The organism is Rhodobacter viridis, from assembly GCF_003217355.1.
GTDB classification, from domain to species: Bacteria; Pseudomonadota; Alphaproteobacteria; order Rhodobacterales; family Rhodobacteraceae; genus Rhodobacter; species Rhodobacter viridis.
This window is the reverse complement of the sequence record NZ_QJTK01000004.1, coordinates 153,096-168,801: the sequence shown is the minus strand read 5'-3', so window position 1 is coordinate 168,801 and position 15,706 is coordinate 153,096. Positions and strand designations below refer to the sequence as shown.

The window sequence follows — 15,706 nt, the reverse complement described above, 5'->3', positions numbered from 1 at the left end:
GCTGTCAACCCATTTCCAGATGCCGGACCGGCCCTCGCCGCTCCGACCCACCGCTCAACAAATCCGCGGCAACTGCTCACCCACCAGCATGTCCACGATGCGCGCGCCGCCAAAGGCTGTGCGCATACGCACCTGTCCTGCGTGGTCTGCCACCGCCCGCCCGATGACGCAAGCCCCTGCGCCCTCGGGCCGCGCCCGCATCGCGGCCAGCGCCGCCGCAGCCTCAGCCTCGGGCACGAAGGTGACCAGCCGCCCCTCGTTCGCCAGATAAAGCGGATCGAGACCAAGGATCTCGCACAGCCCCACCACCTCGGCGCGCAGCGGCAGCGCGGTCTCGTCGATCACGATGCCACAGCCCGCCGCCTGCGCGATCTCGTTCAGCGCCGAGGCGAGACCGCCCCGGGTCAGATCCCGCGCCGCCCGAATGCCGGGCGCCGCCGCCATCACCCCGGCCATCAGATGGCCGAGCGCCGCGCAATCGCTTTCGATGTCGCTCGACAGCGCCAGATCCCCCCGCGTCGCCAGAATGGTCGCGCCATGATCGCCCAGCACGCCATTGACGATCGCCACATCGCCGGGCTGCACCAGCCCCGCCGCCATCTCGCGGCCCGGCGGGATCACCCCCACCCCCGCGGTGGTGACGAAGACACCATCACAGGCGCCGCGCCCGACCACCTTGGTGTCGCCGGTGACGATCCGCACCCCGGCGGCCTCGGCCTCGCGCGCCATCGTGGCGACGATCCGGCGCAACAGCGCGATCTCGGTCCCCTCTTCGATGATGAAGGCGGCCGAGAGCCAGAGCGGCCGCGCGCCCCCCACGGCCAGATCGTTCACCGTGCCGCAAACGGCGATCTTGCCGATATCGCCGCCCGGAAATTCGATCGGCGTCACCACATAGCTGTCGGTGGTGAAGGCCAGCCGCGCGCCGGGCTCGGCCAGCGCCGCCTCGGTCAGACGCGCCTGATCTTCCATGCCGGGCGGCTGAAAGACGGCGGTGAAGACCTCCTCGATCAGGTCCCGCATCGCCTTGCCGCCACCGCCATGGGCCAGCGTCACCCGCTCATCTCTCAACGCCATCTCATCTTGCTCCAGATTTCGCAGGGGTCCGGGGGAGAGCGCCTCTCCCCCGGGCAGGGGGTGCGGGGGGCAGCCGCCCCCCGCTTGGGTCGGGGGCAAACGCCCCCGAAGCTATTCCGCCGCCCGCGCCCCGCCGTATTGCCAGTAGGCCGCACAGGCCCCTTCCGAACTCACCATCAAGGCGCCCAAGGGCATCTCCGGCGTGCAGCCCTTGCCGAACTGCGGACAGGCGACGGGCTTCATCCGCCCGGTCATCACCGCGCCGCAGGCACAGCCCTCGGCCTCTTCGACCTCGGCGCGCTTGCCCGCATAGCCGATGCCGAATTTCTCCTCGGCATCATAGGCGCGATAGGCCGGCCGGATCCGCAGCCCCGAGGCGTCGATCTCCCCCAGCCCCCGCCATTCGAACGAGGGCCGCCGCTCATAGACATCCGCGATCGCGGCGAGCGACACCTTGTTGCCATGCTCGGGCACGACGCGGGCATATTGGTTCTCGACCGCCGCCCGCCCCTCGGCGATCTGGCGCAGCACCATCAGCACCGACTGCAGCAGATCGGTCGGCTCGAACCCGGCGACGACCAGCGGCTTGCCGTAGTCTTGCGCAATGAAATCGTAGGGATGGATGCCGATCACCATCGACACATGCCCGGGCCCGATGAAGCCGTCGAGCATCATGTAGGGGTCATCCAGCAGCGCCTTGATCGGCTCGGGTACGGTGATGTGGTTGCAAAAGACGCTGAAATTCGTCAGCCCCTCGCGCGCCGCCTGCTGGATCGCGAGCGCGGTCGAGGGCGTCGTCGTCTCGAACCCCAGACCGAAGAACACCACCTCGCGCCCCGGGTTGCGCCGGGCGAGTTCCAGCGCGTCCAAGGGCGAATAGACCATCCGGATATCCGCCCCCGCCGCCTTCGCCTGCAAAAGCGAAAGTTTCGATCCGGGCACCCGCATCGCATCGCCGAAAGTGGTGAAGATCACCTCGGGCCGCTCGGCCATTTCGATGCATTCATCGACCCGCGCGCGCGGCAGCACGCAGACCGGGCAGCCCGGCCCGTGGATGAATTCGATCCCCTCGTGGATCAGCTTGTCGAGCCCGTAGCGAAAGATCGAATGCGTGTGCCCGCCGCAGATCTCCATGATGTGGACAGGCTTTTCACGTGTCGCGCCAATCTGCTCGGCCAGCTTCGCAATCTCGGCCAGCAGGCCCTTGGCCAAGGCGGGGTCGCGGAATTCCGAGGCGAATTTCATGCCCGCCCCTCCAGCGCCGCAGCGCCCTCGGCCATCTGCGCCAAGGTCTCCTGCGCCTCGCCCAGATCGCGCAAGGCCTCCAGCGTCCGCGCGGCCTCGTCCTCGTCGATCAGGCTCATCGCGAAGCCGACATGGATCAGCGCCCAATGACCGACCAGCGCCTCAAGCGGCCCTTCCGCCACACAGGCGACGTTGACCTCGCGCTTCACCCCCGACACATCGGCCAAGGCCATCATCCGACCGGCGTCGGTGATCGCCACGATCTGGCCCGGAATCCCCAGACACATCAGTCTTCCTCCTCTTCCTGCACCCGCCCCGCCGGGTGCTCGATGCCGTAGCGGTCAAGCTTGGCCCGCAAGCCGACCCGGCTCAGCCCCAGCTCCGCCGCCGCCCGGCTCTTGTTCCAGCGGTTGCGGGTCAACGTCTCGCGCAGGATCCGCATCTCGATCAGCTCGACCCGATCCTTGAGCGTGCCCTCCGCCGTCATCACCTCGTCGGCCGAGCGATCCGCCCCGCTTTCCGAGGGCGCGGCCTGCAGGATGTGGCGCGAAATCAGCTCGGCGCCGAGCACATTGTCTTGCGCGAAAATCAGCATCCGCGTGACTTCATTGTGCAATTCCCGCAAGTTGCCGGGCCAGTCGTAGTTTTCCAGAAACTCGAGCGCGGCGGCATCGAAGCCCAGAGCCTGCTTGCCATGCCGCACCGCCGCCTCGGCCAGCATCGATTGCGCCAGAAGCGCCACATCGCCGCGCCGGGCACGCAGAGGCGGCATCGCGATCTCGCCCGCCGAGAGCGCATAATAAAGATCCGAGCGGAATTTCCCCTCGGCCACCATCGCGCGCAGATCGGCCGCAGCGCCGGTGATCAGCCGCAGGTTGGTCGAGGCCGTCTCCTGTCCGCCGAGCGGCGTGATCGCGCCGTCGCCCAGCATCCGCAGCAGCGCCAGTTGCAGCGCCGGGCTCGCCGCCTCGACCCCCGCCACGAAGAGCGTACCCCGGTCCGCCTTTTGCGCCAGACCGATCTTCGCCACCCCGCCCGGCAGCACGCCACGGCGCGCCCCGAAAAGCTCGATCATCGCCAGATCTTCGGGCAAACCGGCGAGGTTGATCTCGTAAAACGGCTTGTCCGAACGCAGCGAGACATAATGCATCGCCCGCGCCAGCTGCGCCCGGCCGGAACCGGGCTCGCCGCGCAAGAGCACCGGCACGTCGAAACTGGCAAACTGCCGCGCCAGCGCAATCGCCCCGTTCATCGCGGAATTCGGCGCGCGCAGGATCGTCTCGAAACCCATGCCCTCGCGCAGCGCGCGGCGCCGCTTTTCCACCCGGCTTTCCGAGGTCGAATTGAGAAGCCGCATCTCGAGCGAGAGCCGCTCGTTTTCGCGCGCCAGCGTGAACATCCGCGCCGCGTTGCGCGCCGAGGACAGAAGCTGCTCGGGATGCCAGGGCTTGGTCAGGAACTGATGGATGCCCGCATCATTGATCGCCGCCATCATCGAGGCGCTGTCGGTATAGCCGGTGATGATGATGCGGACGGTTTCCGGCCAGCGCTCGCGCACTTCGGTCAGGAAATCGACCCCGGTCCGGCCCGGCATCCGCTGGTCGCAGATGATGACCTGCACCCATTCCTCTTCCAGAATCGCGATCGCCGCCTCGGCGCCCTGCGCGGTGAGAACGTCAAAATCGTCCTCGAGCGCGAGCTTCATCGCCGTCAGCGAATGCGGCTCGTCATCGACCAGAAGGATCGCAGGGGTCGAGGCGGACATCAGCGCGCCTTCCGTGCCAGACCTGCGCGCAGCCAGTCGATCCAGGCCGCCATGCCCTCGCCGGTGCGGGCCGAAACGCGCAGCACCTCGATCGCCGGATTCACCCGGCGGATATTCGCCTCGTAAAGGTCCAGATCGACATCGCAATGCGGCGCCAGATCGACCTTGTTCAGGATCGCCAGACCTGCGGCGGCGAACATGTCCGGGTATTTCAAGGGCTTGTCTTCGCCTTCGGTGACGGACAGGATCGCCACCTTGGCATCTTCGCCCAGATCGAAGGCGGCGGGGCAGACCAGATTGCCGACGTTTTCGATAAACAAAAGCGCGCCCTCGGGCAGCGGCAGATGCGCCAGCGCCTGTTCGACCATCGCACCGTCCAGATGGCAGCCCTTGCCGGTATTGACCTGAATCGCCGCCGCTCCGGTCGCGCGGATGCGATCGGCGTCATTCGTCGTCTGCTGATCGCCCTCGATCACGGCCAGGGGCTGCGCGCCGAGCATCTGGATCGTCTTCACCAGCAGCGTCGTCTTGCCCGACCCGGGCGAGGACACGAGGTTGGTTGCAAAAACACTCTTTTGCGCCAGCCCGGCGCGGTTGCGGGCGGCATATTGGTTGTTTTTCGACAAGATGTCGGTCTCGATCTCGATCAGCCGCGCCTGCGACATGCCGGGCACTTCGGTGCCTGCGGGACCGTGGCCAAGATGGATGTCATGCGCGCAAGCCGCATGCGAATGGCCGTGATCGTGGCCATGGGCATGCGGATGATCGGTTTCCGCCTCGGCACCGTGACCGGCGTCGTGGCTGTGCGAATGGTCATGCGGATGGCTGTGGCTCGTGCCGTCGGCATGGGTGTGCCAATGGCTGTGGGAATGGCTGTGCGTGCCCTTCGCCTCGGCCAGAACGGCGAAAGGCGCGGGCTTGTGCGCCGCGGCGGATTTGCCCTGACTTTTCAGATGGTCCTTGAACTGGTCCTCGACGCTGTGACCGCCACACCCGCATACCGTGCACATCAGAGCACCTCCAAATCCTTGATCCGCATCTCCTCGCCCCCCTGCACCAGCAGACGAGCCCCGCCGCATTCCGGGCACAGATCCAGCCTATGTTCGATTTCGACCGTTTTTCCGCAGTCAAAGCAGGCTGCCTGCCCGGGAAGATCGAAAATCTGCAAGCTGGCACCCTCGGCCACGGAACCGCGCAGGACCACGTCGAAGGCGAATTCCAGCGCCGCGCGCTCCACCCCCGCCAGCCGCCCGATCTCGAGCCGCACCATCGTCACCTTTGAAAACCCGTTTGCCCGTGCAGCCTCTTCGATCACCGTGCGAATCCCTTCGACGATCGACATCTCATGCATGGGCAAGTTCCTGAACCGAGACTGCCACACAGGGGTCGAGCATGTCGATCACCAAAGCCGCCAGACCGGCCTTGGCCGCGGGCAGCGTCGCCAGCGACAGCGCAAGCGCCCCGCCGGGGGCCAGAAGATGATCGGTGGGGGTGACCCGCGCGAGCGCCGTGACCATCCCGGCCTCGGCCCGGGCCGAAAGCGCATAGGTGCCGCGCGCCGCGGCCACGAGCGCAAGCCCCGGCTTCGGCACTTCCGCCGCGAGCGGCGCCAGCGCCAGATGGTGCAGATCGACGATGCGACCAAGCGCGCGCCAGAGCGGACCGCGGCCAAAGCGGGCCTCGGCCTGACGCATCAGCGGATCATCCGCCACCCGCCCGGCCGGGGAATTTTCCTGCGCTGTCAAGGCCATCGGATCGGTCAGCGGCGGCAGGACTGCCACCGCCTCGCCCGGCGCGAACGCATGGCCCAAAGTGGCCAGAAGCGGCGACACCCCCTGCCCCGAGGTCAGGAAGTGCCACAGATCCGCGGGTTTCGCGCCGCCCCACAGCCAGGCTTGCAAGGCCGCGCCGCCCTCGGCCCAGGCGTCGGGCAAGGGCTGCGGCGTCAGGCCGAGAAGCTTCGGCCAGATCAGGCAGAGCTTCGCCAGATGATCGCGCAGGATCTCGCGCCGCGAGGGGGCCGCGTCAGCCTTCAGACCCAGCGCCAGACGCGCCGCATGGCCCTGTGCCGCGCCGCAGAGGTTGAACAGGCGCGGCAGCAGCACCGCCACCTCTTCGGGGGGCTTGCCCAGCATCAAAGCCGCGACCGGCAACGGATCGGGAGGGGTCATCGCCACCGCCAGCCGCTGCCCCTCGGGGCGCAGCACGATGCGCAACGCAGGGCTCATTCCGCGACATCCTCCGGCTCGCTCGCAAGGCCCGCCGAGATCAGCCGCCGCCGCGTCGGCTGCGCCATCGCCTCGGCCCGGTCCTTTGCAGCGGCTTCGGCCTCGGCTTGTGCCGCCTCAGCCGCCTCGACCGCCGCCAGTTCCGCCGTGCGCGTGGCGCGGATTTCGGCGGCGCGGTCGGTCTCGGCGCGGTTTTCTTCCTTGAAAAGCTCGATCATCACGGCGCGCGCCAGATCGACCGCCTGCATCTGGGTCTGGAAATCACCCATCGTGGCGTAAAGGGAACAGGCCTTGTAGCCGCCCACCATCTCGCGCCGATTGTGGATGAATTCATAGGTTCCCGAGGCGAAATGCACGTCTTCCTTGGCGCCGGGGATCAGCTCGGACCAATCCTCGCCCTCGGCCGGAAGCAGGACGAGATTCATGAACCACGGGCTGACAAGCACGCCCAGACCGCGGCCCGCATGGCTGTGAAAGCCCACGGCTTCAATGGACAGCGCCTTGTTCACCAGCGGCACATCGCGCATCTTCGAGTGCCAGATCTCGCGGAAATCGGCGACGAGGGCCGCCACCTGCGCATCGACGCGCTGCTGCTCCAGAAGCGCGGGGGCGCCGGGGTCGCTTTGCACGATGAACTGCGCTTTCGGCGCATCGCAATTCGGGCAATGCCAGTCCTCGGGCAGTTGGGTGAAGGGCGTACCCGGCAGAACCTGCCGGAAATCATCGCCCGTCGCCGGATCATAGGGCGTCCAGCAGATCTTGCATTCCATGATCGCCAGATCGGAAATCCGGTCGTTGGCGCCAAGATACGAGCCCTCGAAGCCCGCGCGCGCGGCCCCGCTCAACGGATCGCCTCCAGCACTTCGCGGATGCGGGCGGCACTGTCTTCAAGGTCTTCGCGCGCGGCCAAGGCCACTTCGGGCATCACCGTCACTTCGATCGTGTCGAGGATCAACGCATCGGTCGAATTGTAGAACTGCACGCGCCAGACATGCGGCGTCGCCGTCGCGGTGATCCGGCAATTGCCATAGCCGCGCGAGAGGATCGTCACCGCGCCCTCGCCCAGCATGTAATCGAGCAGCGTCAGGTCTTCTTCGGTATGCGGAAGCAGCGTCAGGTTGATGACATCGGCCGCGCCGCCCACGTAAGCCGCGGATTTGTCGAAGAGTTCCGCGATCAGCGCCGGGGCATTCACCACCCCGTCGGCAAGCGGCGGCAACGAGGTCTGCCCCTTGCGGAACGGCTCGAAGGCACGCGACAGCGCCGCGGCGGGGACCGCGCCCACCTCGATGCGATCGACCCCCACGCCCGCCACCGACCAGACCCCGGCAAAGACCGATTCCTGCACCATCAGCGCCGGGATGCCGCGGATCTTCATCGCGACCTCGCCCTGCCCCATCGTCTCGGCGATCAGCGCGCGGTTCTGCGCATCGAGCCCTTCCAGATCGAAGCTCGCCATGCCACCCAGCGCGCAGGCCTCGGCCGCCGCGGCGACGTCGGAGAGCAGTTTCAGCGCCGGGGCAACGGCCGAGGTATCCTCGACCTCGGGCAGATGCGCCGAATAGGTCCGCATGCCCGAGGGCAGCTGCATGTAACCCAGTTCCTCATCGCCTTCGGGCTGCGAGCCGGGGCCGAAACCGACGGGGGGCAGGTGGAAATTCGAAACCATGGCTCAGCCTTTCGCGGCAAGGATGTGGGACGTGCGGGCGATGTAATCGTCCCAGTCGCGGATCTTCTCGATACCGCCAAGGAAGTCGCCGTCGCGGAAGAACAGGAACGAGGGGGTCTTCAGAACTCGGGTCGTTTCGCGCAGTTCGGTCTCGATGCCGTCACCGACCACGGCGCAGTCGAAGGCATTCTGGAAGGCCTGACGCAGCTCGGGCAGGACCACGGCCGCATCGGGGGTTTCCAGATTGCGCGCGCTGTCGCCCGGCACGAACAGGCAATGCGCCCCCGGCCGGGTGGTGAATTCACGCAGGTCATGCGCATTGTCGAGCCGCGGCCAGCCGAATTCGGTCGAAAGCCGGGTGACCAACGGATGGGTCTTGCCCGAGGGCGCCGCCGTGTCGGGCATGTGAAAGTCGTGCATGAGGTCCTCAGGCGGTGGTCTTGCCGGCGTCGAGCGCGGCTTGAAGATGGGGGGGGAGCTGCGGCGAACGGGCTTCGAGATCGGCGAAAGCATCGCCGAGATCACCGCCCGCCATCAGCGAACGCAGCCCATTGAGGGCCGACGAAATCTGTGCGGCCGCGTCTGGCGTCAGCACTTCGCGGGCGGCGCCCAGAAAGGCCAGAACCCAGTCACCGGGCCGCGCCTCGGGGGTGAGCGACAGATCGACGATGGCCGGACGGCCGTCCTCGATCACGTCACCGCGGATGCCGTCAACCGACAGAAGTTGCACGGGAATACCGACGCACATCAGGCGCGGACCTTCGCGGCGGAGGGGAAGAAGCGGTGATCGCCGATGCGGCAGGCCTCGTCTTCGGAGGGGCGCCCGCGTTCGTAGACATCGCGGGCCAGCGACGGATCGACGAGATCGTTGCTTTCGGTCGATCCCCGCGCCACCTCGATGCCCCAGGCGCGAAGCTCGCGCACGGCCTCGAGGATCGCATGATCGATCTGCTCGGCCACGGCCGGGCGCAGGCTGCCGCCGTAATCCTCGAGCTCGACCGGTTGACAGCCGATCAGCGTCATCCGCTCCGGGCAATAGCCCATCAGCTGCGCCGTCGCGATCACGTCCTGAAAGCCGGTCTGATGCAGGCTCATCTTTTTCGCCCCCATGAAGGCGGGCACGTCATCATCACGCATCGTCACGAGCGTGCCCGGCGTGAAGCCGAAATCGACCGCATCAAAGACGATCAGCGCATCGGTCTCTTCAAGGAAAGGCAGCAGGTAAAGCCCCTGCGTGCCGCCATCGAGCAGCTTGACGTTCGCAGGCAGCGCATGGGTTTCGGCCATGCGCTCGACACAGCGCACCCCGAAGCCCTCGTCGGCCCAAAGCACGTTGCCGATGCCCAGAACGAGCACCCGTTCAGGTTGGAATGCTGGCATGGGTCCCTCCCTAGACCGCCGCTCGCGCGGGCGTTCAGCCCTTATGATCCAGCCCCCAGCCCGGATAAACCCGGGAAGAGAGTCGGAATATCGCATATTTCGGAAATCTTCTTACCATTTTCACTGCCAAATTGGAAGTGAAATTTCCACAAAAAAGCCGGGCGCAGAGTGCTCTGCGCCCGGCCCGTAACTTTCACCACGGTCACTCGATACGGTCGTCCTTGAACGTCCGGTGTCCCGAGATCATCGTCGAGACCATCGACTGGCGGCTCATCACGTCCTCGCGGACGGCGGCGTAGATGTGGATGATCGCGAAGATCACGATCGACCACATGCCGAGATGGTGCAGCGTGTGGAGCCGCTGGCTGTTTTGCACGAGGCCCAGCACCCAACCGAAGAGCGTATCGGGAACCGAGCCCTGCCCTTCACCTTCGGCGTAAAGCGCCCAGCCCGTCACCATCATGAAGGTGATGCCGAGCGTGATGAAGGTGAACATCGCCGCCTGCGCCAGCGGGTTGTGCCCGATGTACTTCTTCGGCTCCTCTTCAAGGAACAGGTACCAGCGGAGCTCGAAGAAGAATTCCTGCCAGTAGCGCTTGTTGAAGACCGGGATGTAGAACATCTGCCAGGCGTGGCGGTTGCCCACGAAAGCCCAGTAGATGCGCCCGAAGAAGCCCACCGACAGCACCACGCCACAGGCGAAATGCGCAAAGCGGATGTAGCCCATGACGAATTGGCTCGTCGCTTCGCCGATCTGCATCGAGGGCAGCGGCGAGCCGATGAAGTAGCCGGAGATCACCAGAATGGTGATCGCCAGCGCGTTGACCCAGTGCCAGACCCGGACCGGGGCCTCGTAGACATAGACGGACGTTCGCCGCCGGATGCTTTCGAGGTCTTCGCGGGTGGCGTCGCCGGTCAGTCGCGAGGCCTCGAAGATCTCGTCGGGGCCACGGACTGGTGCGTTTATCCTTTCGTCAGAAACTCCCTTCATGGCGCCCCCCTTACCGGACCTTGACGGTGGTCAGGGGTTCGCCTTCGGCCGACATGACGTGGGTCGAGCAGGCCAGGCACGGGTCGAAGCTGTGCAGGGTGCGCAAGATTTCGACCGGTTCCTCGGGACGTTCCATCTTCGTGTCCATCAGCGAGGCCTCAAAGGCGCCGATGTTGCCCTGGCTGTCGCGGGGCGAGCCGTTCCAGGTCGTCGGCACGACGCATTGATAGTTCTCGATGCGGCCGTCCTTGATCTTGACCCAGTGGCCCAGCGCGCCGCGCGGCGCTTCGGTCATGCCGACGCCCTTGGCTTCCTTGGGCCAGCGCGACGGATCCCACTTGTCGACATTCGCGGTCGAGCTGTCGCCGTTCTTGATGTTGGTGACGAGCTTGTCGAAGAAGTGCTTTTGCAGCCGCGTGCAATATTCGGCCTCAAGCGCCCGCGCAGCCGTCCGACCGAGCGTCGAGAACAGCGCCGTGACCGGCAGGTTCATGTCGCGCAGCAGGCCTTCGACCTGGTTCTTGATGTCTTCGTGGCCCTTGGCGTAGCCGACGATGTAGCGGGCCAGCGGCCCCACTTCCATCGCGTTGCCGCGCCAGCGCGGCGCCTTGATCCACGAATATTTCGCGCCTTCGTCGATGTTCTCGATGTTGGTGCGGGTGCCGACAAGGTTCGGCCCAAGCTCGAACTTCGGCTTCGTCTCGCCATCCCAGGGGTGCAGCCCCTTGCCCGGCTCGCCATACTCGTACCACGAGTGATCGACGAATTCCTGGATCTGCTCGGGGTCGGAGGTGTCGACGTCGAGCACTTCGTTCAGGTTGCCGTTGATGATCGCACCGCGCGGCAGATGCAGCTGCTCGGGGCTGAAATCATTCGGGTTTTCCGGGATGTCGCCATAGGACAGCACCGACTTGCCCGAAAGCCCGCCGCCGTAGAGCCAGTCCTTGTAGAAACCGCCGATGGCTTTCAGGTCGGGCAGATAGACGTTGCGGGTGAATTCGGTGCAGCGGTCGATGATCGAGGAGACGAGGTTCAGACGCTCCATGTTGATCGCGCCGACCGAGCCCACGCCATCGACGTTGATCGGACACGGCACGCCGCCCACCAGCCAGTTCGGATGCGGGTTCTTGCCGCCGAAGATGGTGTGGATCTTCACCACTTCCTTTTGCAGGTCGAGCGCTTCCAGATAGTGCGTCGTCGCCATCAGATCGGCTTCGGGCGGCAGCTTGTAGGCCGGGTTGTCCCAGTAGCCATTCTTGAAAAGCCCGAGCTGCCCGGATTCGACAAACTTCTTCAGACGGTTCTGCACGTCGCGGAAGTAGCCGGGGGAGGAGAGCGGGTGGCTCGGGCTCACCATCTGCTGCAGTTCCGACGTCGCCTTCGGATCCGCGCGAAGCGCGTTGACCGGGTTCACCCAGTCGAGCGCATGCAGATGGTAGAAGTGCACGATATGGTCGTGGATCTGCAGGTTCAGCTGCATGATGTTGCGGATCGAGTTCGCGTTGTCGGGGATGGTGATCCCCAGCGCATTCTCGACGGCGCGGACCGAGGTCAGCGCATGGGTGCCGGTGCAGACGCCGCAGATGCGTTCGGTGAAGGCCCAGGCGTCGCGCGGATCGCGGCCCTTCAGGATGACTTCAAGGCCGCGCCACATCGTCCCGGTCGAGACGGCGTTGGTGATGATGCCCTGATCGTTGACGTTCACTTCGCAGCGCATATGGCCTTCGATCCGGGTGACCGGGTCGACGACGATGCGCTTGCCGCTGTTGTCGAGGGTGAAGCCGTTCGGCGTTTGGGTCGTCATGGCTTACGCCTCCTCGTTCTTTTTCTGCGCCCGCTTGAGCACGGAGACGGCCGCATGGGCTGCGACGGCAGCGCCGACCAGACCGGTGGCGGTCCAGCCGATCTTGTCGGCGGTGGCCTCGATGCCGAATTGCTTGATCGTAGTCAGCCGGTCATAGAAGCTGCCCTGATCCCAGAACCCGTCTTCCGAACAGCCGATGCAGCCGTGGCCCGACTGGATCGGGAAGCTGACGCCGCCATTCCAGCGCACGGTCGAGCAGGCGTTGTAGGTGGTCGGGCCCTTGCAGCCCATCTTGTAAAGGCAATAGCCCTTGCGCGCGTTCTCGTCGTCCCAGTGCTCGACGAACTGACCGGCGTCGAAATGCGGACGGCGGTAGCATTTGTCGTGGATGCGCTGCGAATAGAACATCGCCGGGCGGCCCTGACGGTCGAGTTCGGGCATGCGATCGAAGGTCAGCATGTAGGTGATCACGCCGGTCATGACTTCCGCGATCGGCGGGCAGCCCGGAACCTTGATGATCGGCTTGTCGGTGATCACCTTGTGCACCGGCGTCGCCTGCGTCGGGTTCGGCGCCGCGGCCTGCACGCAGCCGTAAGACGCACAGGCGCCCCAGCTGATGATCGCCTTCGCGCCCTCGGCGGCGTGGCGCAGCTTTTCGACGAAGGGCTTGCCGCCGGTGATGCAGAACATCCCGTCTTCGTTCAAGGGCGGGTTGCCCTCGACGGCGAGGATGTAGTTGCCCTTGTATTTCTCGATGGTTTCCTCGAACGCCGCTTCGGCGGCGTGACCGGCGGCGGCCATCAGCGTGTCATCGTAATCCAGAGAGATCATCGACAGCACAACGTCTTTCGCCAGCGGATGCGCCGAGCGGATGAAGCTTTCCGAGCAGCAGGTGCACTCAAGCCCATGCACCCAGACGACCGGCGTGCGCGGCTTGGTTTCCATCGCCTCCGCGATCTGCGGCACGAAGGACGGGCCAAGGCCCAGCGCCGCCGCGGTCAGCGAACAGAACTTCATGAAACTGCGCCGGGTGATCCCCTGACGCCGCATCACGTCATAGAAAGTTTCGATGTCCGACAATTATCCCTCCCTTGCCTCGGGAAGCGTCGTGACCAGCAAGACGCGCCCATGGGTAGAGTGGAATTGTCACGTTTGGGCCGGTTTCCGCCAATGAGAAACGGCAAAATGTCGCAGAAAAAATTATTGTTTAACTTCAATGGTGTGTGATTTTGTCACGCAAAAAATCTGGAAGGTTTAAGTTCAATGATCTTTCCAGTCTGGTCAATTTCCTTCCAATTTCGCCGCTGCGACGAGCGCTTGACCCAGTGCCAGCCCTCCGTCGTTGGCGGGAATGCTGCGGTGCGTCAGAATCCTTTGCCCCGCCAGCATTTTTCGCGTCAAGGTTGCAAGTTTCGCATTCTGGAAACAGCCCCCCGACAGCACCACCGCCTGAGCCCGACCGCTCTCGATCAGCTGCGCCGCCTGCGTCGCAAACGCGCGCGCAAGGCTTGCATGCAGCGCATGGGCGATGCGCGCGGGGGGCTCGTTTGCCGCCAGAAGTTGAAACAGCGGCGCGGGGTCGATCTCGCCCGCGACGACGGGCAGATCGGGGCCGGGTCCGGTCTCGGAAGCAAGTGATTCCAACCGCATCGCCGCCTCGCCCTCGTAGCTTTGGCGCATCGGACAGATCCCCAGACAGGCGGCGATCGCATCGAAAAGTCGCCCCGCGCTGGAGGACAGCGGCGCGTTGATCCCCTTCATGGCCATCTGCCGCGCCAGATCGCGCGGGGCCTCCGGGAAAAGCCGATCCGCAAGATCGGAGAGCCCCGCCGCATCGAGCCGCACCAGCGCATTGCGCCAAGGCTCCAGCTGCGCGCGATCCCCGCCGATCAGCGCCGCGGGCTTGAGCCAGGCGATGCGCTCGAAGCCGGTGTAATCGCCCAGAAGCAGCTCGCCGCCCCAGACCGTGCCATCGGGCCCAAGCCCGAGCCCGTCGAGCACGATCGCCGCCACCTTGCCGCCGTCCTTCGGCCAAAGGTTCTCGCCCAGACAGGCGGCCATATGGGCGTGGTGATGCTGCACGGCGATCATCGGCACGCCAAGCGCCTCGGCCCGTTTGGCGCCGTGACGGCTGGCGCGGAAATCGGGGTGCAGATCGATGGCCACCGCCTGCGGATGATGGTCGAAAAGGCCCGCATAATCGGCATCGGCCTGCTGGAACGCCTCCCAGGTCAGGGCTTCGTCCAGCTCGCCAAGGTGATGGCCGAGCAGCGCCTGCCCGTTCTTGATCAGGCACAGCGCGGCCTTCATCTGCCCACCGTAAGCGACGACCTGCGGCGCGGTCTCGAACCCCGGCGGCAGCGGCAGCGTACCCGGCACCTGCCCACGGGCGCGGCGCAACACCATCGGCGGATCGACCCGAACGACCGAGTCATCCAGCCGCCGGGCAATCTCGCGGTCATGCATCAGAAAGGCGTCGGCAAAGGCGGAAAGCTTGTCGCGCGCTTCGTCATTGCCGATCACCTGCGGCGCGCCCGACAGGTTGCCGGAGGTCATCACCAGCACGCCGCCAAAGGCATCGAGCAGCAGATGATGCAGCGGCGTATAGGGCAGCATCACGCCCAGCTCGGCCACGCCGGGGGCGACGGTTTCGGGCAGCACGCCCCGCGACGGCATGAGGACAATCGGCGCGGCCGGGTCACGCAAAGCGGCCAAGGCGCCCGGGCTGACGGACACGATCCGCTCCAGATCGCCTTCGCGGGCCATCAGCGCAAAGGGTTTTGCGGGGCGGCGTTTGCGCGCGCGCAATAGATCGACCGTCCCGGCATTGGCGGCATCGCAGGCCAGATGAAAGCCGCCGAGCCCTTTCACCGCAAGGATTTCCCCTGCCTTCAGCCGCTTAGCCGCCGCGGCGATGGCATCCCCCGCGACTTCGACGCCCCCGGCCTCGAGCCACAGCCGCGGCCCGCAGTCGGGGCAGGCAATGGGCTGCGCATGAAAGCGCCGGTCCGCCGGATCGCCGTATTCCGCGCGACAGGCCGGGCACATCACAAAGGGGGCCATCGTCGTGCGGGCACGGTCATAGGGCAGGCTTTGCAGGATGGTGAAGCGCGGCCCGCAATGGGTGCAGTTGCTGAAGGCATAGCCGCGCCGCCGCCCCTCGCCCCGGATCTCGGCCAGACAGGCCGGACAGGTCGCGGCATCGGGCGTCACCCGCGTCTCGGCCCCTGCCCCACCCGAGGCGACGATCTCGAACCCCTCGGGCAGGTCGTCAAGAACAACTGCGGCCACCTCGACCGCATCAACCCGCGCCAAGGGCGGCGCCTGATCCCGCAAGGCCTCGGCGAAATCACCAAGCGCCCCCACGACCCGCACCAGCACTCCCTCGGCGTCGTTCAGCACCACTCCGCGCAACCCGCGCGCCCGCGCCAATTGCCAGACGAAGGGCCGGAACCCCACCCCTTGCACCTGCCCGCGCACCCTGATCTGCCAACCCTGCATTTTCTTCTTGGTCCCAATACGCTGGGGTGAGATTGGATCGAAAAGC

Annotated in this window: 16 protein-coding genes; all 16 read right to left on the bottom strand. The window is 65.9% G+C overall.

Translation table 11 applies throughout. From position 1 onward, the window contains the following. Positions 1-54 precede the first annotated feature (54 nt). Complete coding sequence (gene hypE / locus C8J30_RS07940; protein WP_110805309.1) at positions 55-1,077, bottom strand: hydrogenase expression/formation protein HypE; 1,023 nt, start codon at positions 1,075-1,077, stop codon at positions 55-57. Positions 1,078-1,188: 111 nt separating this feature from the next. Then, positions 1,189-2,322, bottom strand: coding sequence for a hydrogenase formation protein HypD (gene hypD, locus C8J30_RS07935; protein WP_110805308.1), 1,134 nt, complete (start codon positions 2,320-2,322; stop codon positions 1,189-1,191). Then, positions 2,319-2,609 carry a HypC/HybG/HupF family hydrogenase formation chaperone gene (hypC, locus tag C8J30_RS07930; RefSeq protein ID WP_110805307.1) on the bottom strand — a complete coding sequence of 97 codons (291 nt, stop codon included), beginning with the start codon at positions 2,607-2,609 and terminating at the stop codon, positions 2,319-2,321. Before hypC ends, hypD begins: the two co-directional genes overlap by 4 nt. After that, a complete protein-coding gene (locus C8J30_RS07925) occupies positions 2,609-4,087 on the bottom strand; it encodes a sigma-54-dependent transcriptional regulator (RefSeq protein WP_110805306.1) in 1,479 nt (492 codons plus the stop codon). The genes hypC and C8J30_RS07925 overlap by 1 nt, the downstream gene beginning before the upstream one ends. Continuing rightward, the gene (gene hypB, locus C8J30_RS07920) at positions 4,087-5,097 is read right to left on the bottom strand and encodes a hydrogenase nickel incorporation protein HypB (protein ID WP_110805305.1); all 1,011 of its coding nucleotides are present in this window, start codon (positions 5,095-5,097) and stop codon (positions 4,087-4,089) included. The genes C8J30_RS07925 and hypB overlap by 1 nt, the downstream gene beginning before the upstream one ends. Beyond that, the gene (gene hypA, locus C8J30_RS07915) at positions 5,097-5,438 is read right to left on the bottom strand and encodes a hydrogenase maturation nickel metallochaperone HypA (RefSeq protein WP_110805304.1); all 342 of its coding nucleotides are present in this window, start codon (positions 5,436-5,438) and stop codon (positions 5,097-5,099) included. Before hypA ends, hypB begins: the two co-directional genes overlap by 1 nt. Then, complete coding sequence (locus tag C8J30_RS07910; protein ID WP_110805303.1) at positions 5,431-6,315, bottom strand: hydrogenase expression/formation protein HupK; 885 nt, start codon at positions 6,313-6,315, stop codon at positions 5,431-5,433. Before C8J30_RS07910 ends, hypA begins: the two co-directional genes overlap by 8 nt. Next, positions 6,312-7,085, bottom strand: coding sequence for a [NiFe]-hydrogenase assembly chaperone HybE (locus C8J30_RS07905; RefSeq protein ID WP_181420816.1), 774 nt, complete (start codon positions 7,083-7,085; stop codon positions 6,312-6,314). Before C8J30_RS07905 ends, C8J30_RS07910 begins: the two co-directional genes overlap by 4 nt. A 71-nt stretch (positions 7,086-7,156) precedes the next feature. Further along, on the bottom strand, positions 7,157-7,984 hold the full coding sequence (locus C8J30_RS07900; protein ID WP_110805301.1) for a hydrogenase expression/formation protein: 828 nt from the start codon (positions 7,982-7,984) through the stop codon (positions 7,157-7,159). Between the two features lie 3 nt (positions 7,985-7,987). After that, entirely contained in the window at positions 7,988-8,404 is a 417-nt protein-coding gene (locus C8J30_RS07895; protein ID WP_110805300.1) for a thioredoxin domain-containing protein, read from the bottom strand. Between the two features lie 7 nt (positions 8,405-8,411). Next, a complete protein-coding gene (locus C8J30_RS07890) occupies positions 8,412-8,732 on the bottom strand; it encodes a HypC/HybG/HupF family hydrogenase formation chaperone (RefSeq protein ID WP_110805299.1) in 321 nt (106 codons plus the stop codon). Then, a complete protein-coding gene (locus tag C8J30_RS07885; protein WP_110805298.1) occupies positions 8,732-9,364 on the bottom strand; it encodes a HyaD/HybD family hydrogenase maturation endopeptidase in 633 nt (210 codons plus the stop codon). The genes C8J30_RS07890 and C8J30_RS07885 overlap by 1 nt, the downstream gene beginning before the upstream one ends. 202 nt (positions 9,365-9,566) lie before the next feature. After that, positions 9,567-10,355 (bottom strand): Ni/Fe-hydrogenase, b-type cytochrome subunit, encoded by a 789-nt coding sequence (gene cybH / locus C8J30_RS07880; protein ID WP_181420812.1) that lies wholly within the window; start codon positions 10,353-10,355, stop codon positions 9,567-9,569. A 10-nt stretch (positions 10,356-10,365) separates the two neighbouring features. Beyond that, positions 10,366-12,159 (bottom strand): nickel-dependent hydrogenase large subunit, encoded by a 1,794-nt coding sequence (locus C8J30_RS07875; protein ID WP_110805297.1) that lies wholly within the window; start codon positions 12,157-12,159, stop codon positions 10,366-10,368. 3 nt (positions 12,160-12,162) lie between these two features. After that, the gene (locus C8J30_RS07870) at positions 12,163-13,239 is read right to left on the bottom strand and encodes a hydrogenase small subunit (protein WP_110805296.1); all 1,077 of its coding nucleotides are present in this window, start codon (positions 13,237-13,239) and stop codon (positions 12,163-12,165) included. Positions 13,240-13,440: 201 nt separating this feature from the next. Then, positions 13,441-15,660, bottom strand: a complete 2,220-nt coding sequence (hypF, locus tag C8J30_RS07865; protein WP_110805295.1) for a carbamoyltransferase HypF — start codon at positions 15,658-15,660, stop codon at positions 13,441-13,443. Between the last annotated feature and the right edge of the window lie 46 nt (positions 15,661-15,706).

Excerpts from the sequence above, each read along its gene's own strand:
- C8J30_RS07905 (WP_181420816.1), bottom strand. The coding sequence starts at position 7,085 with ATGGAATGCAAGATCTGCTGGACGCCCTATGATCCGGCGACGGGCGAT.
- hypA (WP_110805304.1), bottom strand. The coding sequence starts at position 5,438 with ATGCATGAGATGTCGATCGTCGAAGGGATTCGCACGGTGATCGAAGAG.
- cybH (WP_181420812.1), bottom strand. The coding sequence starts at position 10,355 with ATGAAGGGAGTTTCTGACGAAAGGATAAACGCACCAGTCCGTGGCCCC.
- hypC (WP_110805307.1), bottom strand. The coding sequence starts at position 2,609 with ATGTGTCTGGGGATTCCGGGCCAGATCGTGGCGATCACCGACGCCGGT.
- C8J30_RS07875 (WP_110805297.1), bottom strand. The coding sequence starts at position 12,159 with ATGACGACCCAAACGCCGAACGGCTTCACCCTCGACAACAGCGGCAAG.
- hypE (WP_110805309.1), bottom strand. The coding sequence starts at position 1,077 with ATGGCGTTGAGAGATGAGCGGGTGACGCTGGCCCATGGCGGTGGCGGC.
- C8J30_RS07895 (WP_110805300.1), bottom strand. The coding sequence starts at position 8,404 with ATGCACGACTTTCACATGCCCGACACGGCGGCGCCCTCGGGCAAGACC.
- hypD (WP_110805308.1), bottom strand. The coding sequence starts at position 2,322 with ATGAAATTCGCCTCGGAATTCCGCGACCCCGCCTTGGCCAAGGGCCTG.
- C8J30_RS07910 (WP_110805303.1), bottom strand. The coding sequence starts at position 6,315 with ATGAGCCCTGCGTTGCGCATCGTGCTGCGCCCCGAGGGGCAGCGGCTG.
- hypF (WP_110805295.1), bottom strand. The coding sequence starts at position 15,660 with ATGCAGGGTTGGCAGATCAGGGTGCGCGGGCAGGTGCAAGGGGTGGGG.
- C8J30_RS07900 (WP_110805301.1), bottom strand. The coding sequence starts at position 7,984 with ATGGTTTCGAATTTCCACCTGCCCCCCGTCGGTTTCGGCCCCGGCTCG.
- C8J30_RS07885 (WP_110805298.1), bottom strand. The coding sequence starts at position 9,364 with ATGCCAGCATTCCAACCTGAACGGGTGCTCGTTCTGGGCATCGGCAAC.
- C8J30_RS07890 (WP_110805299.1), bottom strand. The coding sequence starts at position 8,732 with ATGTGCGTCGGTATTCCCGTGCAACTTCTGTCGGTTGACGGCATCCGC.
- hypB (WP_110805305.1), bottom strand. The coding sequence starts at position 5,097 with ATGTGCACGGTATGCGGGTGTGGCGGTCACAGCGTCGAGGACCAGTTC.
- C8J30_RS07925 (WP_110805306.1), bottom strand. The coding sequence starts at position 4,087 with ATGTCCGCCTCGACCCCTGCGATCCTTCTGGTCGATGACGAGCCGCAT.